24 protein-coding genes are annotated in these 23,963 nt (G+C 59.4%); 17 read left to right on the top strand and 7 right to left on the bottom strand.

Annotated features, from left to right (window positions below):
• Window positions 1-89 precede the first annotated feature (89 nt).
• The 15 genes from SB756_RS20260 (at window position 90) to SB756_RS20330 (ending at window position 14,858) form a co-directional block, all read left to right on the top strand.
• Entirely contained in the window at window positions 90-1,454 is a 1,365-nt protein-coding gene (locus tag SB756_RS20260) for an MFS transporter (protein WP_025754668.1), read from the top strand.
• Complete coding sequence (locus tag SB756_RS20265) at window positions 1,451-2,632, top strand: thiolase family protein (protein ID WP_027917336.1); 1,182 nt, start codon at window positions 1,451-1,453, stop codon at window positions 2,630-2,632. The genes SB756_RS20260 and SB756_RS20265 overlap by 4 nt, the downstream gene beginning before the upstream one ends.
• Window positions 2,620-2,934, top strand: coding sequence for a Zn-ribbon domain-containing OB-fold protein (locus SB756_RS20270; RefSeq protein WP_410911596.1), 315 nt, complete (start codon window positions 2,620-2,622; stop codon window positions 2,932-2,934). Before SB756_RS20265 ends, SB756_RS20270 begins: the two co-directional genes overlap by 13 nt.
• Window positions 2,935-3,066: 132 nt before the next feature.
• Window positions 3,067-4,410, top strand: coding sequence for an OprD family outer membrane porin (locus SB756_RS20275; protein WP_027609213.1), 1,344 nt, complete (start codon window positions 3,067-3,069; stop codon window positions 4,408-4,410).
• Window positions 4,411-4,501: 91 nt separating this feature from the next.
• Window positions 4,502-5,737 (top strand): dienelactone hydrolase family protein, encoded by a 1,236-nt coding sequence (locus SB756_RS20280; RefSeq protein WP_025754664.1) that lies wholly within the window; start codon window positions 4,502-4,504, stop codon window positions 5,735-5,737.
• Between the two features lie 14 nt (window positions 5,738-5,751).
• On the top strand, window positions 5,752-6,453 hold the full coding sequence (locus tag SB756_RS20285) for an SDR family NAD(P)-dependent oxidoreductase (RefSeq protein WP_218186970.1): 702 nt from the start codon (window positions 5,752-5,754) through the stop codon (window positions 6,451-6,453).
• Window positions 6,454-6,800: 347 nt separating this feature from the next.
• On the top strand, window positions 6,801-8,261 hold the full coding sequence (locus SB756_RS20290) for a 2-hydroxymuconic semialdehyde dehydrogenase (RefSeq protein WP_027609215.1): 1,461 nt from the start codon (window positions 6,801-6,803) through the stop codon (window positions 8,259-8,261).
• Between the two features lie 15 nt (window positions 8,262-8,276).
• Complete coding sequence (locus SB756_RS20295) at window positions 8,277-9,086, top strand: 2-keto-4-pentenoate hydratase (protein WP_027609216.1); 810 nt, start codon at window positions 8,277-8,279, stop codon at window positions 9,084-9,086.
• Between the two features lie 11 nt (window positions 9,087-9,097).
• Entirely contained in the window at window positions 9,098-10,030 is a 933-nt protein-coding gene (locus SB756_RS20300; protein WP_027609217.1) for an acetaldehyde dehydrogenase (acetylating), read from the top strand.
• Window positions 10,027-11,055, top strand: a complete 1,029-nt coding sequence (gene mhpE, locus SB756_RS20305; protein ID WP_027609218.1) for a 4-hydroxy-2-oxovalerate aldolase — start codon at window positions 10,027-10,029, stop codon at window positions 11,053-11,055. Before SB756_RS20300 ends, mhpE begins: the two co-directional genes overlap by 4 nt.
• Window positions 11,052-11,846 carry a 2-keto-4-pentenoate hydratase gene (locus tag SB756_RS20310; protein WP_410911598.1) on the top strand — a complete coding sequence of 265 codons (795 nt, stop codon included), beginning with the start codon at window positions 11,052-11,054 and terminating at the stop codon, window positions 11,844-11,846. The genes mhpE and SB756_RS20310 overlap by 4 nt, the downstream gene beginning before the upstream one ends.
• Window positions 11,839-12,264 carry a RidA family protein gene (locus tag SB756_RS20315; RefSeq protein ID WP_410911600.1) on the top strand — a complete coding sequence of 142 codons (426 nt, stop codon included), beginning with the start codon at window positions 11,839-11,841 and terminating at the stop codon, window positions 12,262-12,264. Before SB756_RS20310 ends, SB756_RS20315 begins: the two co-directional genes overlap by 8 nt.
• A 20-nt stretch (window positions 12,265-12,284) precedes the next feature.
• A complete protein-coding gene (locus SB756_RS20320) occupies window positions 12,285-12,857 on the top strand; it encodes a 3-hydroxyanthranilate 3,4-dioxygenase (RefSeq protein ID WP_025754656.1) in 573 nt (190 codons plus the stop codon).
• On the top strand, window positions 12,854-13,840 hold the full coding sequence (locus SB756_RS20325; protein WP_025754655.1) for an amidohydrolase family protein: 987 nt from the start codon (window positions 12,854-12,856) through the stop codon (window positions 13,838-13,840). Before SB756_RS20320 ends, SB756_RS20325 begins: the two co-directional genes overlap by 4 nt.
• A 61-nt stretch (window positions 13,841-13,901) precedes the next feature.
• A complete protein-coding gene (locus SB756_RS20330) occupies window positions 13,902-14,858 on the top strand; it encodes a LysR family transcriptional regulator (RefSeq protein WP_025754654.1) in 957 nt (318 codons plus the stop codon).
• A gap of 108 nt (window positions 14,859-14,966) precedes the next feature.
• Here the strand turns inward: SB756_RS20330 and SB756_RS20335 are convergent, their stop codons facing one another.
• Both SB756_RS20335 and SB756_RS20340 read right to left on the bottom strand, forming a co-directional pair.
• Window positions 14,967-15,566 carry a cytochrome b gene (locus tag SB756_RS20335; protein WP_025754653.1) on the bottom strand — a complete coding sequence of 200 codons (600 nt, stop codon included), beginning with the start codon at window positions 15,564-15,566 and terminating at the stop codon, window positions 14,967-14,969.
• Window positions 15,566-16,642 carry a catalase family peroxidase gene (locus SB756_RS20340; RefSeq protein WP_027609220.1) on the bottom strand — a complete coding sequence of 359 codons (1,077 nt, stop codon included), beginning with the start codon at window positions 16,640-16,642 and terminating at the stop codon, window positions 15,566-15,568. The genes SB756_RS20335 and SB756_RS20340 overlap by 1 nt, the downstream gene beginning before the upstream one ends.
• A 95-nt stretch (window positions 16,643-16,737) precedes the next feature.
• On the opposite strand from SB756_RS20340, the gene SB756_RS20345 reads away from it, so the two are divergent.
• Window positions 16,738-17,133, top strand: coding sequence for a winged helix-turn-helix transcriptional regulator (locus SB756_RS20345; RefSeq protein WP_243744014.1), 396 nt, complete (start codon window positions 16,738-16,740; stop codon window positions 17,131-17,133).
• A gap of 105 nt (window positions 17,134-17,238) precedes the next feature.
• On the opposite strand, the gene SB756_RS20350 is transcribed toward SB756_RS20345, so the two are convergent.
• Complete coding sequence (locus SB756_RS20350; RefSeq protein WP_027609222.1) at window positions 17,239-18,033, bottom strand: AraC family transcriptional regulator; 795 nt, start codon at window positions 18,031-18,033, stop codon at window positions 17,239-17,241.
• A gap of 88 nt (window positions 18,034-18,121) precedes the next feature.
• Here SB756_RS20350 and SB756_RS20355 point away from each other — a divergent pair, with 88 nt between their 5' ends.
• Window positions 18,122-19,330, top strand: coding sequence for an MFS transporter (locus SB756_RS20355; RefSeq protein WP_027609223.1), 1,209 nt, complete (start codon window positions 18,122-18,124; stop codon window positions 19,328-19,330).
• Window positions 19,331-19,550: 220 nt separating this feature from the next.
• On the opposite strand, the gene SB756_RS20360 is transcribed toward SB756_RS20355, so the two are convergent.
• From SB756_RS20360 to SB756_RS20375, 4 genes are all read right to left on the bottom strand, one after another.
• A complete protein-coding gene (locus SB756_RS20360; RefSeq protein WP_410911603.1) occupies window positions 19,551-20,573 on the bottom strand; it encodes an alpha/beta hydrolase fold domain-containing protein in 1,023 nt (340 codons plus the stop codon).
• A gap of 88 nt (window positions 20,574-20,661) precedes the next feature.
• A complete protein-coding gene (locus tag SB756_RS20365) occupies window positions 20,662-21,387 on the bottom strand; it encodes a transporter substrate-binding domain-containing protein (RefSeq protein WP_027609225.1) in 726 nt (241 codons plus the stop codon).
• 13 nt (window positions 21,388-21,400) lie between these two features.
• Entirely contained in the window at window positions 21,401-22,654 is a 1,254-nt protein-coding gene (locus SB756_RS20370) for an OprD family porin (protein ID WP_410911605.1), read from the bottom strand.
• A gap of 73 nt (window positions 22,655-22,727) precedes the next feature.
• Window positions 22,728-23,948: a lactonase family protein gene (locus tag SB756_RS20375; RefSeq protein WP_410911606.1), complete on the bottom strand. Its 1,221-nt coding sequence runs from the start codon at window positions 23,946-23,948 to the stop codon at window positions 22,728-22,730.
• Window positions 23,949-23,963 lie beyond the last annotated feature (15 nt).

Below are 23,963 nucleotides of genomic sequence, written 5' to 3' on the forward strand. Positions count from 1 at the left end.
CATTTAGCTTTGACTGCCGTGCAATAAAAAACGATGCAATAACAATAAAAATAGCGTTCATAAATATTCAGTCATTGACGGAGACGGCCATGACGGGCACGCATTCGCTTGAACTATCAGATAACCAGTCGGAGCACAGTCATGTTTCCGCTGCAGTTGATAACCGAGTACCGATCGACAGCAAGACCTTTCGCAAGATCGTCTTGGCTTCTGTCACTGGCACGGCGTTGGAATGGTACGACTTCTTTCTCTACAGCACAGCGGCGGCGCTCATATTCGGGGAATTGTTTTTCCCCAAGGGCACCGATCCACTGGTGGGTACGATCGCGGCACTGGCCGGGTTTGCGTTGGGTTTTCTCGCGCGGCCTTTCGGTGGGGTGATATTCGGCCATATCGGGGACAAGTACGGTCGCAAAAAAGCCTTGGTATGGACGCTCTCTATCATGGGCGGGGCAACTTTCTTGATCGGATTGTTGCCCACCTACGCTCAAGCGGGCATGTGGGCGCCCGCGTTGCTACTGCTGTTACGTATCTTGCAGGGCATCGCAGCAGGAGGCGAGTGGGGCGGTGGCGTGCTGATGATCAGCGAGTCGGCGCCACCTGAGCGCCGCGGCTTCTACGCTTCGATTAGTCAGATCGGAGTGGGCGGTGGGTTCGTCTTGTCCGCAGCGGTGTTCTATCTAGTCCAGTTGTTGCCGGAGCGGGATTTCCACAGCTGGGGTTGGCGCATTCCGTTCCTTATCTCGATCGTCATATTCGTCCTGGGCGTCTACATTCGCCGGACATTGCCAGAGAGTCAGGATTTCCAGCGAGCTGAGGCAACGGGCAAGACGGCGCATATGCCCGTGCTGGATGTGTTGCGCAGATATCCGCGGGAAGTGCTGATGGCCATGGGGTTGCGAGTGGCTGAAAACGGCGGCTCCTACATCATGCTGGCGTTCGCTCTTGTCTACGGCAAGTTTCTTGGCGTGCCCAATAGTGTGATGCTTGCGGGAGTCACGTTCTCCACGTGCGTGGAGTTGGTGGCCATGCTGTTCTGGGGGCGTTTGTCGGACCGCATAGGTCGCAAGCCGGTATATATGGTGGGTGCCTTAGGGATGGTGCTAATGGCATTCCCATTCTTCTGGTTACTCGAGACCCGAGAGCCTGCCTGGATCTGGCTCGCCTTCCTCATTGGCAATGCCATCTGCCACGGGGCCATGATCGGTACGCAGCCTAGTCTTATGGGCGAACTGTTCAGCACTGAGGTCCGCTATTCCGGAATGGCTCTCGGGCACGAAGTCGCCTCGGTATTCTCCGGTGGCCTGACGCCGATGATCGCTACCGCCTTGCTGGCGCATTACCAGGCTAGTTGGCCAGTTTCTCTGATGATGATGGCGCTGGGGCTGATCACAGTCATCTCTCTTTGTTTCACCAAGGAGACCCGCGTGCGGGCCAAAGGAGGGCGGTCATGAACCGGTCAGCAAGCAATGACGCCGTGGCGCTGATCGCCGGGGCCCTGGAAGTACCTTACAACCGGCGCGGCACGGGTGAGTCGACGTCGCAACTGCTCGGCAGGGCGGTGCAGCAATTGCTGCGCCAGGCAGGCGTGGCAGCGCATGAGGTCGACGGCCTGGGCGTGGCATCCTTCACCCACCGGCCGGACAACGCCATCGATCTGGCGTGGCGCCTCGGGCTGACCCTGACCTGGTGCATGGATGACCGCAATGGCGGGGCTAGCGCGATCAATATGCTGCAGCATGCCGTGCGTGCCATCCAGCACGGTGATGCCAACGTGATCGTACTGGTGGCCGGTGATACGTTCACCCCGGAGGATTTCAAGACTCTGGTCGACCATTACAACCGGACCACCGAGGAGTACCTCAAGCCGCTTCAGCACGGCGGGCCCAATGGGGTGTTCGCGATGCTCACCCAGCGTCATGCGCAACGCACCGGCCTTGGCCGCGAAGACTATGCAGAGCTGTGCATTGCCCAGCGAGCCTGGGCGCAGCGCAACCCGCTGGCGGTCTACCGCGAGCCGCTGACCATCGAGCAGTACCTTGAGGCGCCCATGGTGGCCGACCCGCTGTGCCGGTTTGACTGCGTACCGGTAGTCAATGGCGCCAACGCCATCCTGCTGACCCGCGCCGACCTCGCCCGCAACACGGTCAACGTGGCGGTGCGTGCAGTAAAGGCGCTGCACAACGATGACCACCAGGCTGGCGATGGCCTGCAGACGCCGCTGGCAAAGATTGCCGACACGCTGTGGGACCGCGCCAATACCGGGCCTGATGCCATGGACCTGGCGTGCGTGTATGACGACTATCCGGTCATGGCCCTGATCCAGCTCGCCGACCTGGGCTTCGTCCCCGACGACGATTACCGGCGAGCGCTGCGGCGGATAGGCCGTTTCGAACTGCCGGTGAATACCTCGGGCGGGCAGCTCTCGGCCGGCCAGGCGGGCGCGGCGGGGGGTATGCATGGGTTGGTCGAAGCCATTACCCAGCTGCTTGGCGACGCCGGTCAACGCCAGGTCAGCGATGCGCGCCTGGCGGTGGTGACCGGCTATGGCATGGTCCAGTATCGCTACGGCATGTGCGCCAACGCGGTGGTGCTCGAACGGTGGCAAGGGGGTGTGGCATGGCGTTCATAATCCAGCAATGTGTCGGTTGCGGCCAGGCCAGTTTCCCGCCGCGTTACAGCTGCCCGCGCTGCGGTGAGGCGCAGTGGCAGGAAGTCTCTGCCGGGGTCGCCCGGATTGCTCAGGCTACCGTGGTGCGCGCGCGGATCGGGATCGCTGCCGCAGAGCTCCTGCACCTGGCTAGTGTCGAGCTGAGCGATGGGCCAGTGGTAATTGCCCAGACAGCAGAGCCTTTGCCTCCTGGCACCTTGGTAGAGCTCGCCATAGATGAATATCGGCGAATCGTAGCCCACCCGGCCGACCGCGACTTGTAATCAACAACTGTTCGAGCCGACCTCGATCGCCGAAGCGTGCGTCGTCGGCCGACCCCCCAGCTAGTCATTCCCTGACCATGCATGGCCTCAAGGCCTTGCGCGTGGTGCACGTGAGTACCCAGGAGTGTGGTTATGCCTGCAGTGATCGATTACCGACTAGTGTCTGGCTTAGGGCTGGCGCTGGCTTGCCAACAGGCCTTGGCAGATGAACTATGGGCCGATGCTTCAACATATTTTCAGCAGGGAAGCTTGTCCGGTTTAACCCGGAACTTTTATCTCAACCGCGACTTCCGCAACGGTGGTGCCAACCGCCGATCAGGCACCGTTAACGGTTATCGCGCGGAGTTGGCCCAAGGCTTAACTCTGGACTACATCTCCCCGTTCACGACTGGTGTTGTCGGCTTGGGATTCGACGCGCATCTGTATGCGGGATTGAAGCTTGACAGTGGTCGTGGCAAGACCGGCACCAACCTGCTTCACGTCAACAACGACGGTGATGTGGCGAATGAGTACAGCGTGGGCGGCGGTGCGCTCAAGCTCAAGTACCGTGAAACGGTGCTCAAATACGGCTCCATGGAATTGCGCACCTCTCCGGTGTTCCTCACCGATGGTGGCTCCGGGCGCCTGTTGCCGCAAACGGTGACAGCATGGCAGCTCATCAGTCGCGATCTGCAGCCGCTAACCTTCGATGCCGCCCACATCACCGCCGGCAAGGCGCCTTCGGAGAACCGCAACGACAGCACGCTACGTTCCCTGTATGGCGCTACGGAGACGGATACGGTCGATTATCTCAGCCTGAATTATGAGCAGGGCGCAGTCAAAGGCTACCTCAGCACTCAACGTGCCGAAGATCTTTGGCGCCAGGATTACCTGGGGTTTCGCTACTTGCCTGCCCTCGTCGAGGGGCTGACCCCAACCTTGAATTTCAGCATGTACCGAACGGTCGACATCGGTGCCGCCCATGGCGGGCCCATCGACAACTTAACCTGGTCCTTTGCTCCGGGCGTCAAGTTCGGTGCCCACTCCCTCATGCTTGCATACCAGAAGGTGCAGGGCGACACGCCCTTCGATTATATGGCGTTCCGAGACGGGCAAACCACCGTGGCACAGCTGGCTAACAATGTACAGCTCAGTGACTTCAACGCGCCCAACGATCGGTCCTGGCAGGTTCGTTACGACTATGACTTCAGTGCGCGTGGCGTGCCTGGCCTGAGGTTCATGATTCGCTACATGCAGGGACAGGGTGGCAAAGGCTCCGATATCGAACCGGACAGTTCCTACTATCCCCTCGGCTTTCGAGATGGGGGGCGCCACTGGGAACGCAATATCGAGATGCAATATGTCGTGCAAGACGGGCCGGCAAAAAACCTCAGCTTGAGAGCGCGGTACGGCGTGCACCGCGGTAATTCGGCTGAGCCACGCGGTGACATGGATGAGATTCGCCTGATCACCGAATTCCCTTTCAAGCTGCTGTAGATGGCGCCGTTGGCAATGCTTCATCAAAGCTGCTTCGCCAAGAATTCATGTAGAGCAATGTCTGTCCGCTTACCGTAGAAGGAGTAATGAGATGAGCAAATACATCGATATTCAGGCACGAGACCAGGCTGGAAGTTTCAAGGGATATCTGGCGCTGCCGCCTGAAGGCAAGGGGCCAGGCATCGTGTTGGGCCAAGAAATATTTGGCGTGAACGCCAACATGCGCGAGGTGGCGCAGATGTATGCCGAGGAAGGTTATGTGGTTCTGGTGCCCGACTTGTTCTGGCGTCTACAGCCGGGTATCGACCTGGGCTACACCCCCGCAGATTTCGATAAGGCTTTGAGCCTCTACACCGCACTGGACCTGGACAAGGCCGTAGACGACATCGCCGCCGCCTTCGACACGCTGCGGGATCTGGCCGAGGTCACCGAGCCCGCCCTGGGCTTCGTGGGCTATTGCCTGGGAGGCAAACTGGCCTACCTCACCGCCACCCGTACTGATGTCGCGGTTGCGGTGGGCTACTACGGCATGGGTATTGAGCAATACCTGGATGAAGCCGATGGCCTGAGCGGTGGGCTGGTGCTGCATCACGGCGAACTGGACGGGCTGTGTGACGCCACGACCCGTGCGCGTATCGCCGAGGTGCTGCGTGGCCGCCCAGGCGTAGAGCTGTATACCTACGAGGGTGCTGACCATGCCTTTGCCCGCCTGGGCAGCGATCACTTTCACAAACCCTCGGCCCTCATGGCTCATGGGCGCACCATTGGCGCATTGAAGAAGTACATCGGGCCGGCCTACAACCTTTCAGACCTGTGGGACGAGCACATCCACCATGAGTTCGTTACCCGAGACGTGCCGGCCACCCTGAAGACCATGGTCGCCGAGCCTTACGTGAACCACATTCCGACGCTGACCGGCGGGGTGGGCAGCAAGCAACTCGGACGCTTCTATCAGCATCACTTTGTCCACGCCAACCCCGAGGACACCAAGATGATTCCGGTTTCTCGCACGGTCGGCGCCTACCAGGTCGTCGATGAATTCATCATGTCTTTCACCCACACCTGCGAAATGGACTACATGCTGCCTGGGATAGCACCTACCGGCAAATACGTGGAAGTACCCATGGTGGCGGTGGTCAACTTCCGCGGCAACAAGCTATACCACGAGCATATCTACTGGGACCAGGCCTCTGTGCTGGTACAGATCGGCCTGCTCGATCCAGAAGGGCTACCGGTGGCGGGCATCGAAACGGCCAAGAAATTGCTCGATGAATCGCTGCCTTCGAACACGCTGATGGCCCGCTGGGCCAAAAGTGAGCACCTGTGAGCGCCATCACGACTGTGGGCAAGGAGGTCCTGATCACCGGCGCCAACGGAGGGTTGGGCCTTGCCTTGATCGAAGCGTTTTTGGCTGCGGGGGCAAGTCGTGTCTACGCCGCTTGCCGTAACCCTGAGCGTCTGCTGTTCGATCATCCGCAGGTGGAGGCGGTGGATCTGGACGTCACCGACCAGCAGCAAGTCGCGCAGGTGGCGAGCAGGGTACGGGTCGATATCCTGGTGAACAATGCTGGCCTCAATAGGCAGCAGCGGTTGCTGGGCACCGAGGACCCCGAAGCCGCTGCCCAGGAAATGGCCGTCAACTACTTCGCCACGCTCGCGATGATGCGTGCCTTTGCGCCGACGCTTGTCGAGCGAACTGGCGCCATCGTCAACGTGCTGTCGATTCTGGCGCGGGTGGCGTTGCCAGCCATGGGGTCGTTGTGTGCGTCCAAGGCGGCCGCGTTGCGCCTGACCGAGGCCGCCCGGGCGGAGCTGGCCGGCCAGGTGCAGGTGATGGCAGTGCTCCCCGGTGCGATCGATACCGCGATGAGCCGTGGCGTTGCGGGTGCCAAGGCCAGTCCTCGGGACGTGGCCGACGCGATCGTAGCGGGGTTGGCCAGCGGTGCCACCGAGGTCTATCCCGACCCCATGGCACTGGACGTTGCGCACAAGCTCGCGGCCAACCGGGCAAGTACGCAGGCCTACTTCGCCCGGTACCTTTAAAAGGGCCGCAGCGGGAGTGCTGCTCAAGCGTGCAGCACCACCGCAAGCGATGCTGCACGCTCGGGCTGACTGCAACGCGCTGGCCTGCTGGCTGAGATGAAAAGTCGCGGCGGCTTGAGCATCACCTGCAGGCTTACAAGCAAAATCCGAAGATGTTTGGTGCCGCAATTAAGTTGCGGGCATCGTTAACATGAAAGTTGCAGTGAATTACTAAAGCGCATTCACATCCATAGCTTTGCCTGAAATTCATGTATTCCGAGTTCTAATACATGAAGACGATATTTCGATTATTAATTTATATATGACCTCACTAGACTCATTGAAAACATCCTGCTCAGGAGGGCGCTGTGTCCAAACATTTGCTACGTCACTATATCGCTGGGACTTTCGTCGAGAGCAGCCGCAGGTTCGACAACATCTCTCCTGTCAATGGGAGCCTATTGGGCCAGGTATGTGAGGCTGGTGAAGATGAAGTGAATGCTGCCGTCGAAGCGGCGGCAGGCGCTCAGTCGGGGCCGTGGGCTGGATTCAGCACTGCCCAGAGGGCTGATCTGCTAGAGCGGATCGCCGATGGCATCGAGCGTCGATTTGAAGACTTCGTGGCTGCCGAAGTCGCTGATACTGGTCGGCCCGTGCATCAGGCGCGCAGCCTGGATGTTGCACGGGGCGTGCAGAACTTTCGTACCTTCGCTGATTTAGTGCGACAAGGCGGTAGCGAGCTTTTTGAAATGCGCACCGGCGATGGCACGGATGTGTTCAGTTATACCGTGCGTAAGCCGCACGGCGTCGTGGCCATCATCTCGCCGTGGAACCTACCGCTGTTGCTGCTTACCTGGAAAGTCGCGCCAGCGTTGGCCTGTGGTAATTCTGTGGTTGTCAAACCGTCGGAAGATACGCCTTCCAGTGCCACGCTGTTGGCCGAGGTCATGCACGAGGCCGGTGTGCCCGCCGGTGTATTCAATCTTGTGCATGGCTTTGGCCCTGATTCTGCCGGTGAGTTTCTTACTCGCCACCCTGGCGTCAATGCCATCACCTTTACCGGTGAGTCGCGCACCGGCTCGACCATCATGCGCGCTGCTGCCGAGGGCGTACGTGAGGTGTCTTTCGAACTGGGTGGCAAGAATGCCGCAGTCGTTTTTGCAGATTGCGATTTTGATGCGGCAGTTGCCGGTGTGCTGCGTTCCAGTTTCACCAATTCTGGCCAGGTCTGCCTATGCACGGAGCGGGTCTACGTCGAGCGGTCGATCTACGAGCGCTTTGTCGCGGCGCTCAAAGCAGGCGCCGAGAAGCTGAAGATCGGCTATCCCGACGAAGACGGCGTGAACATGGGGTCGCTGATTTCCCATAAACACCGCGACAAGGTGTTGGGCTACTTCCAATTGGCTGTGACAGAGGGCGCGACAGTGGTCAGTGGCGGCGGTGTGCCGACATTTGGCGACGAGCGCGACCAGGGCGCTTTTATCCAGCCGACTATCTGGACCGACCTTGCCGATGACGCTCGCTGCATTCGCGAAGAAGTGTTCGGTCCGGTCTGTCATATCGCGCCCTTCGATGGCGACGAGGAAGTGCTGCAACGCGTTAATGATTCGGCCTACGGCCTGGCTGCTTCTCTGTGGACTCGCGATCTGAAGCGGGCCCACCGTCTCTCTCGACGTATCCATGTCGGCATGGTGTGGGTCAATACCTGGTTCCTGCGCGATCTGCGTACGCCTTTTGGTGGCGCACGCTTGTCTGGGCTTGGCCGCGAAGGAGGGCGCCACTCGCTGGATTTCTATTCCGAGCTCACCACCATTTGTGTCAATCCGTAAGGACAGGAGAACTCCATGCATCCAGCAATCGCTGAAGCAGCAGCGTGTCTGCGCCAGGCTCGTGAACAGGGCAGGCCCTGTGCGCCAGTACGCGATCTCATCGAGCGTGCGGCTGCCGAGCAAGATGAACCCGCGCTAAAGCAGGCCTACGCCGTGCAACAGCACAACAACGCCGCCGACATTGCCGCAGGCTGGAACCCGGTAGGTCACAAGATCGGTTTGACCTCCAGTGTTGTCCAGCGCCAGTTGGGGGTTGACCAACCGGACTTTGGTCGGCTGTTTGCCCAGATGGCCCGAGGTGACGGCCAGCTTATCAGCTGGAGTGAATGCCAGCAGCCCAAGGTAGAAGCAGAGATCGCCCTGGTTCTGGAGCGCGATCTGTGCAATGAGCGCCACACCCTGGCCGACATTATCCGTGCCACTGCTTTCGCCCTGCCGGCCATCGAAATCGTCGGCAGTCGAATCGCCAACTGGGACATCAGTTTGCTCGACACGGTCGCCGACAATGCTTCGTCCGGGCTGTTTGTCCTGGGCAGTCAGCCGGTATCCCTGGGGCAATTGGACCTGGTCAATTGTGGCATGCGCCTGACTTCACGCGGCGAACCGGTATCGGTCGGAGCCGGCGCAGCCTGCCTGGAAAACCCACTGAATGCGGCGGTGTGGCTGGCCAATACCATGGTCCGTCTCGGCGAGCCATTGCGTGCCGGTGACGTGGTGTTGACCGGTGCCTTGGGACCTATGGTGCCGGTGAGCCCGGGCGATGTGTTTACCGCTGAGATCCAGGGCTTGGGCCGCGTCACTGCGTCCTTTGCTCAAGCCGAGTAAGGGGGCCCTAAATGAGCCAGAAACGCAAAGTAGCCATCATCGGTTCCGGCAACATCGGCACCGACCTGATGATCAAGATCCTGCGCAACGCCAAGCACCTAGAGATGGCAGCGATGGTCGGCATCGACCCGGCCTCCGACGGCCTGGCCCGCGCCGCCCGCCTGGGCGTGACCACCACCCACGAAGGCGTGCAGGGCCTGACCCGCCTGCCGGTGTTCAGGGACATCGATTTCGTCTTCGACGCCACCAGCGCTGGTGCCCATGTGAAGAACGACGCCTTCCTGCGCCAGCACAAGGCCGACCTGCGCATCATCGACCTGACCCCGGCGGCCATCGGCCCGTACTGCGTGCCGGTGGTAAACCTCGAGCAGCACCTGCAGGCGACCAACGTCAACATGGTCACCTGCGGTGGCCAGGCGACCATCCCAATGGTCGCGGCGGTATCGCGGGTGGCCAAGGTGCACTACGCCGAGATCGTTGCTTCGATTGCCAGCAAGTCCGCCGGCCCCGGCACTCGCGCCAATATCGACGAATTCACCGAGACCACCAGCAAGGCCATCGAAGTGATAGGCGGCGCGACCAAGGGCAAGGCGATCATCATCATGAACCCCGCGGAACCGCCGCTGATGATGCGCGACACGGTGTACGTGCTGAGCGAGACCGCCGACCAACAGCACATCGCGGCGAGCATCGAGGAAATGGCTCGCGCAGTGCAGGCCTACGTGCCGGGCTACCGCCTCAAACAGCAGGTGCAGTTCGAACCCGTGTGCGGCCTGAGGTTGCCTGGGCAGGGCACCTTCACCGGTCTCAAGACGTCGGTGTTCCTTGAAGTGGAAGGCGCCGCCCATTACCTGCCGGCTTACGCCGGCAATCTCGACATTATGACCTCCGCCGCGCTGGCCACCGCCGAGCGCATGGCACAAGCAATGGGGGCGTCGGCATGAACGGCAAGAAGCTCTATATCAGTGACGTAACCCTGCGCGACGGCATGCACGCCATCCGTCACCAGTATTCGCTGGATGACGTGCGTGCCATCGCCACGGCGCTGGATCGCGCCAAGGTCGACTCCATCGAAGTCGCCCATGGCGATGGCCTACAGGGTTCCAGCTTCAACTACGGTTTCGGTGCCCACACCGACCTCGAATGGATCGAAGCAGCGGCCGACGCGGTCAACCACGCCAAGATCGCCACGCTGCTGCTGCCAGGGATTGGCACCCTCCATGACCTGAAGAGCGCCTATGACGCCGGTGCTCGCATTGTTCGCGTGGCCACCCACTGCACCGAGGCAGATGTTTCGCGCCAGCACATCGAATATGCCCGTGAACTGGGCATGGACACCGTTGGCTTCCTGATGATGAGCCATATGCACACACCTGAAGGGCTCGCGCAGCAGGCCAAATTAATGGAGGGCTACGGCGCCACTTGCATCTATGTGGTGGATTCGGGCGGGGCGATGAACATGGACGACATCCGTGCGCGCTTCCGTGCGGTCAAGGCTGTGCTCGACCCAGCGACGTCGACCGGTATCCATGCCCACCACAACCTCAGTCTGGGCGTGGCCAACTCCATCGCCGCCGTGGAGGAGGGCTGCGACCGCATCGACGCCAGCCTCGCCGGCATGGGCGCCGGCGCCGGCAACGCACCGCTGGAAGTGTTCATCGCCGCTGCCGACAAGCTTGGCTGGCAGCACGGTACCGACCTGTACGCGCTGATGGATGCCGCCGACGACCTGGTGCGCCCGCTACAGGACCGCCCGGTACGGGTGGACCGTGAAACGCTGGCCCTGGGTTACGCCGGGGTCTATTCGAGCTTCCTGCGCCATGCCGAAGTGGCCGCTGCCCGCTATGGCATCAAGGCCGTGGACATCCTCGTCGAGCTGGGCAAGCGGCGGATGGTCGGTGGCCAGGAAGACATGATCGTTGACGTCGCACTCGACCTATTGAAGCCATCGCTGGAGAAGCGTGCATGAATACCGATATTGCTCGTATCGCCGAAGCCCTTGACCGGGCGGCGCGAAGCGCCGAACCACTGGCACAGTTCAGTGGCAGCACCGCCTTTTCCCTGGATGACGCCTACCGGATCCAGCGCGCCTCCATGCAGCGTCGTTATGCCGATGGTGAGCACAGCATCGGCATCAAGCTGGGCTTCACCAGCCGCGCGAAGATGATGCAAATGGGGGTGGATAGCCTGATCTGGGGGTGGCTCAGCAACACCATGGTGGAAGAGGACGGCGGCCTGATCGACTTGGCGCGCTACATTCATCCGCGTGTCGAGCCGGAGGTCTGCTTTCTAACGCGCCGTGCGATCGATCGCCCGCTGACCCTGCTGGAAGTGAGCAACCATGTCGAGGCCGTGGCGCCGGCGCTGGAGATCATCGATTCACGCTACCAGGCGTTCAAGTTCAGCCTGGAGGATGTGGTGGCGGACAACTGCTCCTCGGCCGGCCTCACCATTGGCCCTTGGTCGAGCAACTTCTCTGGGCTGGACAACGCCGGCGTAGTGATGCGCCTGGATGGGCGTGTGGCTCAGGCCGGCTCCACGGCTGCAATCCTCGGCAATCCGCTGCGCAGCCTGGTGCACGCCTCACGCCTGCTGCACGCCGCCGAACTCGAATTGCCCGCGGGTAGCCTGGTGATGGCAGGCGCCGCCTGCGCTGCGGTGGCGTTGTACCCAGGCGTGCATGTCAGTGTCGATGTCCATAGCGTTGGGCAGAGCAGCTTCAGCGTCCGCGGTGACCACGGAGGCGTCAGCCATGAGTGACCTCAACGCCACTGTCGTTGCTGGCAAGGCCATACCGCGTGGGCGCTTTCCGCATATCAAGCGTGCGGGTGACTTCCTGTTCGTATCCGGTACCAGCTCACGGCGCCCGGACAACAGTTTTGTCGGCGTAGAGGTGGATGCCATGGGCACCACCCAGCTAGACATTCGGGCGCAGACCCGCGCAGTGATCGAGAACATGCGCGACATCCTCGCCTCTGCAGGTGCAAGCCTTGCAGACGTGGTGGAGATCAGCAGCTTCCTCGTCGATATGAACGACTTCGGCGGATACAACGACGTCTACGCCGAATACTTTGACGAAAGCGGCCCGACCCGCACCACCGTAGCCGTACACCAATTGCCACACCCCCATCTACGTATCGAGATCAAGGCCATAGCGTACGCGCCGCGTCGTCGCTGAACCGTAGGGAGAAAACAACCATGGACAAGCATCACTTCAGCGCCCCTTTCAACTTCAACCGCTGGATCGACGAGCACGCGCACCTTCTCAAGCCGCCGGTGAACAATCAGCAGATATGGCAGGACAGCGATTACATGGTCACCGTGGTGGGTGGGCCTAATCAGCGCACCGACTTCCATGACGATCCGGTGGAGGAGTTTTTCTACCAGTTCAAGGGCAATGCCTACTTGAACGTCTGGGACCGAGGTCGCTACGAGCGCGTCGACCTTAAGGAAGGCGACATCTACCTGATGGCCCCCCACGTTATCCATTCGCCGCAGCGTCCTGAGCCCGGCAGTCTGTGTCTGGTGGTGGAGCATCGCCGCCCGGAAGGGCAGTCCGACGCCTTGCAGTGGTCCTGTGCGCACTGCGGCACCGTGGTCCGGCGCTATGAGTTGAGGCTCAAGAGCATCGTTGCCGATCTTCCACCGGTATACGACCAGTTCTATACCACCACCGATGATGAGCGTCGTTGCCCTGGTTGCGGCGAAATCCACCCAGGCCGCGATTGGCAGACCTGGCACAAGACGCTGCGTGAGGTCCACGGCTTATGAAAATCGATATCCATTCGCACTTTTTTCCCCGCATTACTCAAGCCGAGGCCGCCCGCCTGAGTCCTCAGCGTGGCCCTTGGCTGCATACCGAGGGGCGTCAGGGGCAGATCATGCTGGGAGATAAACCGTTCCGTCCGGTACATGATGTGCTGTGGGATCCGCAGCGCCGCATCGAACACCTGGATGAGCAGGGCTTGGACGTGCAAGTGATGTGCGCAACGCCGGTGATGTTCGGCTACGACCAACCTATCGCGCAGGCGCTGCCGTGGGCACAGATGATGAACGATCGGGCCCTGGAGATGACGGCCCTGATACCCGATCGTCTCAAGGTGCTGGCCCAGGTACCCCTGCAAGATATCGAGGCGGCCTGCCTTGAGGCCAGCCGGGCAAAGGCCTGTGGCCATGTCGGCGTGCAAATCGGCAATCACGTGGGCCACCACGATCTGGACGAAGCGGGCCTGATCACCTTCCTGCACCACTGTGCGGTGGAAAATATCCCGTTGCTGGTGCACCCGTGGGACATGATGGGCGGCGAGCGCATGAAGAAATGGATGTTGCCTTGGCTGGTCGCGATGCCGGCGGAAACACAGCTGGGTATCCTGTCGCTGATCCTGTCTGGCGCTTTCGAACGCTTGCCGGCGTCCCTGCGCATCTGTTTCGCCCATGGCGGCGGCGGCTTCGCCTTCCTCCTGGGACGGGTAGATAACGCCTGGCGCCATAGAGATATTGTCCGAGAGGATTGCCCGGAACTGCCGTCTAGCTATGTCAAACGTTTCTTCGTCGACTCGGCGGTCTTCGACCCTCGTGCGCTGCGTTTGCTGGTGGACGTGATGGGGGCAGACCGCGTCATGCTCGGCTCCGACTCTCCCTTCCCGCTAGGCGAACAGGCAATTGGCGCTGGTGTACTGGAGCATCCGCAGTTGAGCAAGCAGGACAAGTCGCGTATCTGCGCCGAGAACGCCCGGGGATTCTTCGGCATCTGATTGGCCATCGCGAACGAGCGGCAACCTGATCGGAAAAAAGTCGTGGTTGCCGAGGAGCGTCATGAAATCAAGCGTACTCACGGTTTCGCGCAAGCTGAAGTTCTACCAACTGGTGGTATTTGACCAGGTCGTGCAGAGCGGCTCACTACTGCGTGCCGCTCAGATATTGAACATGACTCAACCTGCCGTCACCAAAGTTATCCATGAGATAGAGTCGTACTTCACCGCGCCGTTGCTGGTACGTAGCAATCGCGGCGTGCGCCTGACGGAGCTGGGCGAGGTAGTGCTGCGCAGAGCCCGTGCAATGCTGGCAGAGCTTAGGGCGCTAACTGATGAAGTGCAGGCTCATCACGAGGGGGGGGCAGGCCATGTGGTTGTAGGCACGCTAATTTCAGCTTCGGCATCGTTGTTGCCGCTCGCGCTACGGCTGCTCAAGGAGCGCGCCCCGCAGGTGCTGGTGTCGGTGCGGATCGGGCAATTCGATCAACTCTTCCCCGCCTTGATAGTGGGTGAGGTGGACCTGGTGATCGGGAGGATCCCTGACGACTGGCGGGGGCGGGAGGAGAGCCGGACGTTGGGCGTTGACTCGCTTTACGTGGAGTCTTTGTCGATCGTTGCCGGAAGCCGACACCCGCTACACGATCAGGCCGTGTCGAGCTTGGCCGATTTGCAGGCCTATCCGTGGATTTTGCCGCCACCCGGCTCGTCACTACGTCGTACCGTCAATGGGCTTTTTGCCGAGGCTGATTTACCGCTGCCAGCCAATGTAATCGAGTCGCTGTCGGTGCTTACCAACGTAGCGTTGATGCAGGACCAGAAGACTGTGGGTTTGCTGCCGATGGAGACGGCTCGGCAATTGTCTGGTCAGGGCGGGATTCGAAGCTTCACCTTCGGCACGCCCTTACGTTTCGGCGGGATCGGCTGTTTTTATCCCCATAACCGTGACCCCGGGCCTGCCGCCAAGCTTTTTAGGGAATGCACCCGACTTGCCTGCGAGCGGCATGTCATCAGCGACTGACAGTCGCCCCCCGGTAAAACCAGTGATGGTTATTCCGCCAAAAGGCGAGAGCGGCCAGTCAGGGCTGACCGCTATCGGTTCAACGCCAGCGCGGGATATTCAAACGCATCAAGACGTGGGCCGCGAGCCGGATCCAGCTTTAGCTCGTTCGTCGCTGGCGCCTCGGGCCATGCTGGAGAAAACACCGTCTCTTAGTACCCAGGCATGCATCAATGCGGCGCCCAGATGTCCCAGGATGATCGCGAACAGCAGCCACGCCAGAGCGCCATGTGCCAGCCGAAGCCATGCGTAGAGCACCGGGTTTTCCGGAACCAGCGCAGGCAAGCTCCAGTCGCCCAGAAGGATGACGGGCCAGTTGCCTGCCGAACGCACCGCCCAGCCGAGCACTGGCAACCCCACCATCAATAGGTAGAGCAAGCCGTGCAACAGGTGGGCGGCTACGGCTTGCCAGCGGGGAATACTTGCGGGCAGTGCCGGCACAGGCCGGCAGAAGCGATTGGCCAGGCGCACCAGTGCGAGGCAAAGGATGGCGATGCCCAACGGCTGATGCACGTCGATCAACACGGGACGGAGGGCTAATGAGCTCATCATGGCTACCCCGATGAACAGCATGGCCATGATGGCGATCGCCATTGCCCAGTGCAGTAGCCTGGCGGTCAGGTTGAAGTGCCGGGGACTGCGCGTACGGGTAGTTGGTACGTCTTGCATCACTTGTGCTCCTGCTGGCCAATGGCGTCGGTTGCCCTGCCGAACGCGATTTCGCGCAGACGTGCATTGTAAGAGTGCGAGTAAATACCCGCGCGCGCTGCTAGCACAGGATCGTTCGACAGCGCGATACCGGATGGCACCAAGGTGGGGTCGAAGTTGATATCGCGACAGCCCCCTTCGCGCTGATCGCGAACGCTGGTCACTTCCAGCGTGCCGGCGACCACTTGCTGTCGCTCGGCGGGCCAGGGTTGTGACGGATCATCGACCGGATCTCCCGCCTGCGCCAATTGCAGTACCAGATCCCAGCGAACGGGCGCTTGTGCCACCCGCTTCTTGATATCGTCGAACAGGAAATCACGGCTGGATCGCGCCCGCTCTTCCGGGGAGAGGCCATGGAAGGGAGCGTGGGGCCGCATGAACCAGCGCACGGGCTGGCGTGTGCCATCTGCCGCAAGCAGGATAAATGCGTTGATGACGTTGTACTGGGCCTGCGCAAAGCTGCTCGGCCAAGGCGCAGTCGCCTTGTACTCCACCGCCTTGCGAGCCTCTGGGTACTTTTCGAAGAACGCCCCGACTCGCGCGGGGTCAGGCTGTCCGGTGGTCGGGTCGGGCTCGAATGCGTGCCTTTGTGCCAGGAACCCCTCGGCATCACGCGTAGGGAAGTAGGGGGCATTGTTCAGCTTCATCCGCCATTGAGATCTGTCGTCTGCACTCAACAACAAGGCCATGCTCACCGTGGCGGTAGAGGCGTCCGGCGCATGGGGGTCGGCGGACCCGATCGAGAAACGTCCGATTGCCGGGACTTCATCCTGGGCGAACACTCGAGCGGTCGAGAGCGACGCCGCTGCATTGCTGCTGCGAAAAACTCCTGCGAAACAGATGCCCTTACCATGCGCTCGACGATAGCCCGGTTCGAAGTGCTGCAGCGAGTCACCGAGAAACGTTCGAGTGGTGGTTCGGCCCCCGACCAGCCCGGCGGCCCAGGCGAATGACAGTGCCAGTGCGCCGACGATGGCTGCGATGACCAGCACGGGCATCCAGCGTTTGTTGAATGTGGGACGTTGCAAAGCGCTCACCCTGACCTTGACCGATGATTGGCACGCACTATAAGTTTGCTACCCCACCCTAAGGAAGTACGCACCTTTTGGTTAGTACCATGACTGACTCTCGCTTGGACACCGGCAACCCCCAGGACTCATCCGCGCTTGACGAGCACACGCTGACCGCCAAGCTCAGGCGCGGCGACCTATTCACGGGCAAATGCAAGGCCAGGGAAGTGCTGTCTCACGTCACGAGTCTGTGGGGAATGCTATGCCTGATTGCGCTAATTGACGGCACGCTGCGTTACAGTGAGCTGCGTCGCAAAGTGAACGGCGTCAGCGAAAAGATGTTGTCGCAGACCCTTCAGCGGCTGGAAGGCGATGGTTTCGTGCGCCGGACCTCATATCCCATTGTCCCTCCGTGGGTCGAATATGATCTGACCCCTTTTGGTCAGGAAGCCGCCGCGCATGTTGCGGCACTTGGCGACTGGTTGGAGATGAATCTCCATAAAGTCCCTAAAGCCTAGCGGGGTCATGACGACTCATAGCTTCCATTGCCGGATTTATACAACGGCCACTGTGTAAAAACTAGTTTTTGATAGCTTCGGCCCCTCGGATTCGCGAGCGGAGTGTTAGCGCAAAGAAGAGAAGTACTGGGTAGGTGACTTACCTACGGCTTTCTTGAACATCGTAATGAAGGCATTAACGGAGTCATATCCAAGAATGCCCGCCACACGTTGCACGGATACCCCCTCTGCCAAATGGCTGAGTGCGATCATCAAATGCAGCTGCTGGCGCCACCGCCCGAAGCTGAGCCCGGTCTTGCTTTCAACTAGCCTGGCCAGCGTTCGTTCACTAGTCGCAAGCCGAGTGGCCCATTCGCGCAGGGTGGTGCGGTCGCCGGGAGTAGCAAAGAGCGTATCCGCGATGTGTTTGATCTTCGGATGGTCTGATATTGGCAAGTGCAGCTCTTTCACCGACGCATCGGAAAGCTGCTCGAGTAGCACTGCAACCAACCGCGCGGCCTTGCCCTCTGAAAGACAAGAGCGGTCCTGCTCAACAAGGTGCAGGATCAACTCCCGGACAAGCGGCGTAATAGCAAGTGTACAGCACCCATCAGGCATGACAGCTGCGCTGGGCTCGACGAACAGAAAGCAGGTACTGGCATTCGCGGTTACACGACAACTGTGTGGCGTGCCGCCGGGGATCCATACCGCGTGCTGGGGTGGCACCAGCCAGATTGCGTTCTGCACCTCACAGCTCACCGCCCCCCGCAAAGACAAGATCAGTTGGCCTTTACGATGATCATGTGTGCCGGTGCCGGAATGATTAGGTTCCGGCACAACCTTGAGTGCAATCGCCGCCTGGAAAAAAAGGTCTGAATCGAAATCTTCTGGTGAGGAAACGACATTTTTTGAGAATGGCATGATTTAGGTATCATATGGCTTGATATCTATATTCTATAACTCTCAAGCTCTCTACAGTTGCCTTTTTTTTAGAGGACAGCTAGAGAATATGTCAGATACAAAAAACAAGTGGCAGGCCACCATGCTCGTCGCGGGCATCCTGCTTATTGCCGTTAATCTGCGCGCTCCCTTCACGGGCATCGCGCCCATTCAGCCGCTAATCCAGAAGGATTTTGGCTTGAGTGCATCAGCACTGGGCCTGCTCACTTCACTGCCACTCCTTGCTTTTGCGGGGTTCTCCCCGCTCAGCGCTGCGGTCGCACGAAGGTCCGGTACTGAGCGCACCCTTTTCGGTGCTCTGTTGGTGATTTCAGTGGGCATCCTACTCCGCTCCGCAGGTAGCGCGTGGGCGTTATACGCTGGTTCGATACTGATAGGCACCGGAATCGCCCTTGGCAATGTGTTGCTTCCCAGCCTGATTAAACGCGACTTCTCATCGAAAATGGCGTCTATGATCGGCGCTTACTCCATCACGATGGGCGCAGCAGGTGCTGTTGCGTCAGCCGCTATCGTTCCTCTGACCCAATCATGGGGATGGTCGATAGCCCTGAGTTTGGTGGTGGCAGCCCCGCTGTTGGCGATGTTGGTGTGGCTACCGCAGTTGAAAGTTAAAGAACACCTGAGCCTGCCCAGCCCGAACCAAGCGGCATCTGTGGCGGTATGGCGTTCGACGCTTGCCTGGCAAGTCACCCTGTTCATGGGGCTCAACGCGATGCCTTTTTATGTCACAGTGAGCTGGCTTCCTACTATTCTGATGAACCATGGGATATCCCCCGAACAAGCAGGAACAATACACGGCACGCTTCAACTGACTACAGCGATTCCCGGCTTGATCCTGGCGGCCACGCTTCGCCGTCTCACAGACCAAAGACTGGCGGCCGCTACCGTCAGTCTGCTAACAGCCTTATCACTTATCGGACTTATTTATGCGCCAGGCCACGCTATGTGGTGGGCCGCTTTCCTAGGCTTTGGTTCTGGCGCCAGCATGATGCTCGGCCTGACGTTCATCGGTTTGCGCACAAAGAACTCCGTTGACGCGGCTGCACTTTCAGGAATGGCGCAATGTGTAGGCTATTTGATGGCAGCAGCAGGCCCGATATTGCTGGGGCAACTGCACGACTCAACCGGTGGTTGGACGGCACCGCTGCTGACCACCGCCGCCATCTCTATCGCAGGTGCATTCACCGGCATTTTGGCAGGACGCAACGTCCAACTCGAACCCTCTTCTCGCTGCGCAGAATTTACTGGTTCTGAGTAAGGGGAGGCAGTGCTTGCCAGATCGGCTTGCGGCTGAGTTAACGTCCCGAAGCCCGCTGCCATCCGATCGACAGCATTGGTAGCTTAAGGCACGGTAATACATGCGCACATCCCAGGCTCTAGGATCAGGGCCTACATTAGTCACTGCTTGGGAGAATATGGCATGCGTCTGCTGGTGAGTTTCGCCACCCAGCCTGCGACTCAAGACCAACCTTGATCAATCAATCGAAGGCCCGAGCGTCGAAGAACTGAATGGTAGTGTTTAAGGCTTCTAGATTGGTTTTATGAGTGATCGTACTATCTTGCTCGCAGATGAAGCTGTGACCAACATCGGGATACACAGTAAGTTGGTGCGGAACGTTAGCTGCAGCTAACGCATGCGCTAATTGAATACTTTGTAAGTAAGGGACTTTTTCATCTTTTCTCCCTACCAAAATCAAGGTGGGCGCTGTTTCGTTGCTAACTTCTAACGCCGGACTGGCCCCTTTAGGAACATCCGAGGAGTCGGGTAAGTAACGCAGTAATTGCGACTCTGGAGCGAGCTCGTGCTGCGGAAGAGACAACCCGAGGAGTTGGGCTTGATAAGGGAGGGTTTGGAAGCAGAACACGCCGTACCATACCGCTACGGCTTGAATTGTGACAGCACGGCCTCCAGGTTCGGCCGCGGGAGAGTTACCATCGGTCCACGGGTTGCCCAAACTTGCAGCGATCTGCGCGCCAGCGGATACTCCCCAGACGTAGGTATTGGTAGTGTCAATTTGAAGATCTTCAGCGATTTCTGCCAGATAATTCAGGGCGGCTTTGGCATCCTCGAGCTGTCCAGGCCACCTCGCTTCCGCGCTCAGTCGGTAGTTGATCGACGCCACGGCATATCCGCGGGCGGCTATCTCTGCCAGCAGCCGCGGGAAATCGCTGAACACTCCTGACCGATGACTGTCGCCTCGTCGCCATCCGCCGCCATGTATATAAATCAGCAACGGGGAAGGAGAGGACTGACGCGGGCTGGGCGGTAGGTAAAGGTCCAGTGTCAGAGGACGATATCCCTCGATCCGTGCGTAGGGCATTGCTCCATTAAGGGTTACGCCATTGTCAAACTCAACAATCCAGGGCGGCATTGCGTCTTTGTACACCATCGAAGCGCTGGTCTTTGCGTCAATCCAACTGTCCATTCTATTGGGATGCTCTTTTGCTGATTCGCGAACGATCTGAAGAACCGAACTTGCCAAAAAATTGATTGATGGCACTAACGATTACCCTGTAACTGTTTGTTTTCACAGATCGGGACCAGTGAAGCCCATCAGATTATATGAGGCCTCGTCTCCAGTATCGACCTCAACGGGGTGCGCTGACGTCGGTTTGCCCGCTGGCAAGTAATGCACCCCGGATGAAGCCCTCGGCCAATCGTCGTTCGACGAAGTCTCTAACATAGGCTGCTCCAGCATCACGGCCTCGTGGCACTGCGACTGCTTGGCGGATAGCGGTGAAGGCTCCCTGCATCACCCGATAATTCTGATTCTTGGCTGCGATTTGTTCCAGCGGTTGTCTGACCCCGGCGGCAGCATCCAGGTCTTGGTCAATGAATAGGTCTACTGCACCTGCAGACGTTTCAGCTCGGTGTAGCTCTGCATGCTGCAACGTACGTGACAGGTACAGGTCGTAAGCAGCGCCGTTGCCTACCGCAAGCCGAAGTCCAGGTTGATCCAGGTCCTCGGTTTTGGAATAGGGCGACTCGGCCTTTACCAGATAGGTCCCTTCGATAAGTACGTAGGGTTCACTGAAGCTGATCTGGGCGGCGCGGACAGGCTCGATAGCCAGGAAGGCCAACGTCCACGCGTTTTCTTCAAGTGCAGCGAATACCTTCCCGGCCGCGTCGTATGTGCGCAATTCGAGAACTACGCCCAGCTCTTCGGCCAGCGATTTAGCAAGTGCAACAGAAACACCATGCGGTTCTCCGTCAGCGCCTGGCTGAGCCAGCACTGGGTTACCGAAGTTGATCGCCGCATGCAGAATGCCGTTGGGCGCCAGGTCCTTGAGGACCTGCTGGGCAATAGGGCTCATACCTTCTCCAGGGTTAGAATATTGGGAATGTGTAGGACACGATCAGGCGGTTTTCATCCGCGCCACGTGCAAAGCTCGATCGATAGCTCGCGTTACGCCACCGGACCGATACGTTCCTCAGGGCACCGGATTGCACCACGTACTGCAGTTCGGTGTTGCGCTCCCATTCATGGCCCTCACCGGTGATAGTCGCTGCGTCGGCCTGATCGCCTCGCAGGTAGCGGGTCATGAAGGTCAAGCCAGGAATGCCGAGAGCCGCGAAGTTGTAGTCGTAGCGCAGCTGCCAAGAACGTTCACCGGGCTCGGCGAAGTCGTTGAGCTGGACGAAGTTGACCAGGTAAGGATCGGTTCCATCGAGATAGGGCATGGAGGTGGAACCGTTCATCTTTTGCAGTCCCAGACCCAGCGCATGTCCGCCCAAGCTGTAGGTGAACATGCCGGAAATTGCTCTGCTATCGATACGTCCGCCCAAAGCGCGACCGTCATCGTCGCTTTCCATGTAGCGAAGATCAGCTTTGATCTTCCCGCGGCCCACTGGAATCGAATAGTTCGCCCCCACGAAGTGCTGGTGGTAGACGTGTTCCAGCTCTGCATATTGATAGATCAGCAGCAGGTCTTTTGTGAGCTGGTAATCCAAGCCGCCCAGCCAGAAGGCGTCACCTTCGGCATTGCCTGTGAAACGACGGTTTTTGTTGTTTAGTGTGATCGGTACGCGGTCTGTCGAGTCGCGATCGGTTTGGCGCTCGAAGCGGGCACCGATGAAGGACAGCGAATCGAATTCTTTGCTGGTGAGCAGGCCGCCCTCAAAGGTCTGGGGGAGGAGGCGGCCAGTGTTGGCCTGAACCGTGGGCAGCTTGGGGATCAGAGTGCCGTATTTAAGCTCTGTCTCGGACAGGCGCATCTTGCCAGTCAGGCCCAGGCGGCTGAACTCGTCGGCTGCGCGACCATCATCATGGGTCGGCAGCAGGCCGGTACCGGTTCGATCGGGACTTGAGTCCAGCTTCAGGCCGAGCATGCCCAGAGCATCGACCCCAAAACCGACTGGCCCTGGTGTGTATCCGGACTTCGCATCGAGAATGAAACCATGGGCCCATTCTTCGCGCTTTGACTGGCCGGCGCCGTCACGGAAATCGCGGTTGATGTAGAAGTTCGTCGTTTGCAAGGTGACCTTGCTGTCGTCTATAAAGCCATCCCCATAAGCCGTCGCTGCGGCCAGGCAAGGAGTTACGGCAAGAAGCTTGCAACCAGTTTTGTTTATGTTATGCATTTGCTGCTCCATCAATTGGAACGTGGGGTGTAGGCGTGCCTCCCGGCACGCCAGGATCAGGAAAAAAAGAGGTTCAGGCGGTGCGGAAAATCATGCAGAGCGGGCTGCCGGTCTGGATCTGATGCTCCAGCAAAGCCAGTTCGCCTTTCGGGCTAATGGAGAAAGTCTTGATGTTGTCGCTGTCTTCGTTAGCGACGAACAAGAAGCGACCGTTAGGGGACGCAGTCATGAACCGAGGCTTCTTGCCCTGGCTAGGTACGTTGCCGATCGGGTTGATCTTCCCGGTAGGCTGATCCACCGAATAAATGGTCACGCTGTCATGCCCGCGATTGGAGGAGAACAAATGTACTCCATCCGGTGCCATGACCAGCGCTGCTGCACGGCTGTCCCCTACAAAGTCCTGAGGGAGGGCTGGGGCCACCTGGAATGGAACCAGGGAGCCGTCATTCTGGTTGTAGCGGTAGCTGGTGATCGTGCTGTCCAGTTCGTTCACAACGTAAGCAAATGACCCGGTCGGAGAGAACACCACATGTCGAGGCCCGGCCCCCTCGCGTGTCTTGATTTCATGCGCCAGTTCAGGCTTCAGTGCGGTCCCGTTCTGCTTCAAATCAAACACAAAGACTTTATCCAGTCCTTTGTCCGGGACCACCAGGAAGCGGCCCGATGGATCGCGTGGGATCATGTGCGGGTGGGAGCTCGCCTGCTCGATCTTGTGCGGGCCAGGGTTGCCCGGAAGGTCGTATTTGCTGATGACGGGTTGCAGGTGGCCGGTCTTATCGAACGGCAGAATGACAATGCTGCCGGTGGCATAGTTGGCCACAGCGAGGAATTTGTTGCTCTTGTCCACGGTAAGGTGGACGGGGTTGTTCCCTTCGCAACTAACCGAGCTTACCTTGGTGAGCGTTCCGCTGGCTGGCTCAATTTGGAATGAGCTGACAGTGGACTGGTCGCCATGTACGCAGAACAGCAGGCTCTGGGTTTGGTCGAGGCACAGGAAGGATGGATTGGTCAGATCGCCGACGGTTTGAACCAATTCGGATCGACCTGTTTGCGTGTCATGTCGATAAACCGTGATGCCTGCACCGCGGGCGTTTCGCTCGCGAGTGGTTCTGGAGCCCACATAGACAATTTGGGTTTTGTTCGAGTTGGCAGGCTGCATAGAGTTCTTCTCAGGTCCTGATTTGGCATCTGCCGCTCCCGCTCCGAGGCCCAGAATGGTTGCCGCAGCGACGATGGAAGTAGAAGAGAGCAGCGTGCGTCGAGTAATGGCGGGTAAAAGCGGTGATGGGCACATAGCAAAATCTCATCG

The organism is Pseudomonas sp. SIMBA_068 (assembly GCF_046534705.1).
GTDB lineage: Bacteria > Pseudomonadota > Gammaproteobacteria > Pseudomonadales > Pseudomonadaceae > Aquipseudomonas > Aquipseudomonas putida.

What these genes read in the sequence shown, in the direction of transcription:
- SB756_RS20260 (WP_025754668.1), top strand. Translation starts at nt 90, where the DNA reads ATGACGGGCACGCATTCGCTTGAACTATCAGATAACCAGTCGGAGCAC.
- SB756_RS20265 (WP_027917336.1), top strand. Translation starts at nt 1,451, where the DNA reads ATGAACCGGTCAGCAAGCAATGACGCCGTGGCGCTGATCGCCGGGGCC.
- SB756_RS20270 (WP_410911596.1), top strand. Translation starts at nt 2,620, where the DNA reads ATGGCGTTCATAATCCAGCAATGTGTCGGTTGCGGCCAGGCCAGTTTC.
- SB756_RS20275 (WP_027609213.1), top strand. Translation starts at nt 3,067, where the DNA reads ATGCCTGCAGTGATCGATTACCGACTAGTGTCTGGCTTAGGGCTGGCG.
- SB756_RS20280 (WP_025754664.1), top strand. Translation starts at nt 4,502, where the DNA reads ATGAGCAAATACATCGATATTCAGGCACGAGACCAGGCTGGAAGTTTC.
- SB756_RS20295 (WP_027609216.1), top strand. Translation starts at nt 8,277, where the DNA reads ATGCATCCAGCAATCGCTGAAGCAGCAGCGTGTCTGCGCCAGGCTCGT.
- SB756_RS20300 (WP_027609217.1), top strand. Translation starts at nt 9,098, where the DNA reads ATGAGCCAGAAACGCAAAGTAGCCATCATCGGTTCCGGCAACATCGGC.
- mhpE (WP_027609218.1), top strand. Translation starts at nt 10,027, where the DNA reads ATGAACGGCAAGAAGCTCTATATCAGTGACGTAACCCTGCGCGACGGC.
- SB756_RS20310 (WP_410911598.1), top strand. Translation starts at nt 11,052, where the DNA reads ATGAATACCGATATTGCTCGTATCGCCGAAGCCCTTGACCGGGCGGCG.
- SB756_RS20315 (WP_410911600.1), top strand. Translation starts at nt 11,839, where the DNA reads ATGAGTGACCTCAACGCCACTGTCGTTGCTGGCAAGGCCATACCGCGT.
- SB756_RS20320 (WP_025754656.1), top strand. Translation starts at nt 12,285, where the DNA reads ATGGACAAGCATCACTTCAGCGCCCCTTTCAACTTCAACCGCTGGATC.
- SB756_RS20325 (WP_025754655.1), top strand. Translation starts at nt 12,854, where the DNA reads ATGAAAATCGATATCCATTCGCACTTTTTTCCCCGCATTACTCAAGCC.
- SB756_RS20330 (WP_025754654.1), top strand. Translation starts at nt 13,902, where the DNA reads ATGAAATCAAGCGTACTCACGGTTTCGCGCAAGCTGAAGTTCTACCAA.
- SB756_RS20335 (WP_025754653.1), bottom strand. Translation starts at nt 15,566, where the DNA reads ATGCAAGACGTACCAACTACCCGTACGCGCAGTCCCCGGCACTTCAAC.
- SB756_RS20350 (WP_027609222.1), bottom strand. Translation starts at nt 18,033, where the DNA reads ATGCCATTCTCAAAAAATGTCGTTTCCTCACCAGAAGATTTCGATTCA.
- SB756_RS20355 (WP_027609223.1), top strand. Translation starts at nt 18,122, where the DNA reads ATGTCAGATACAAAAAACAAGTGGCAGGCCACCATGCTCGTCGCGGGC.
- SB756_RS20365 (WP_027609225.1), bottom strand. Translation starts at nt 21,387, where the DNA reads ATGAGCCCTATTGCCCAGCAGGTCCTCAAGGACCTGGCGCCCAACGGC.
- SB756_RS20370 (WP_410911605.1), bottom strand. Translation starts at nt 22,654, where the DNA reads ATGCATAACATAAACAAAACTGGTTGCAAGCTTCTTGCCGTAACTCCT.
- SB756_RS20375 (WP_410911606.1), bottom strand. Translation starts at nt 23,948, where the DNA reads ATGTGCCCATCACCGCTTTTACCCGCCATTACTCGACGCACGCTGCTC.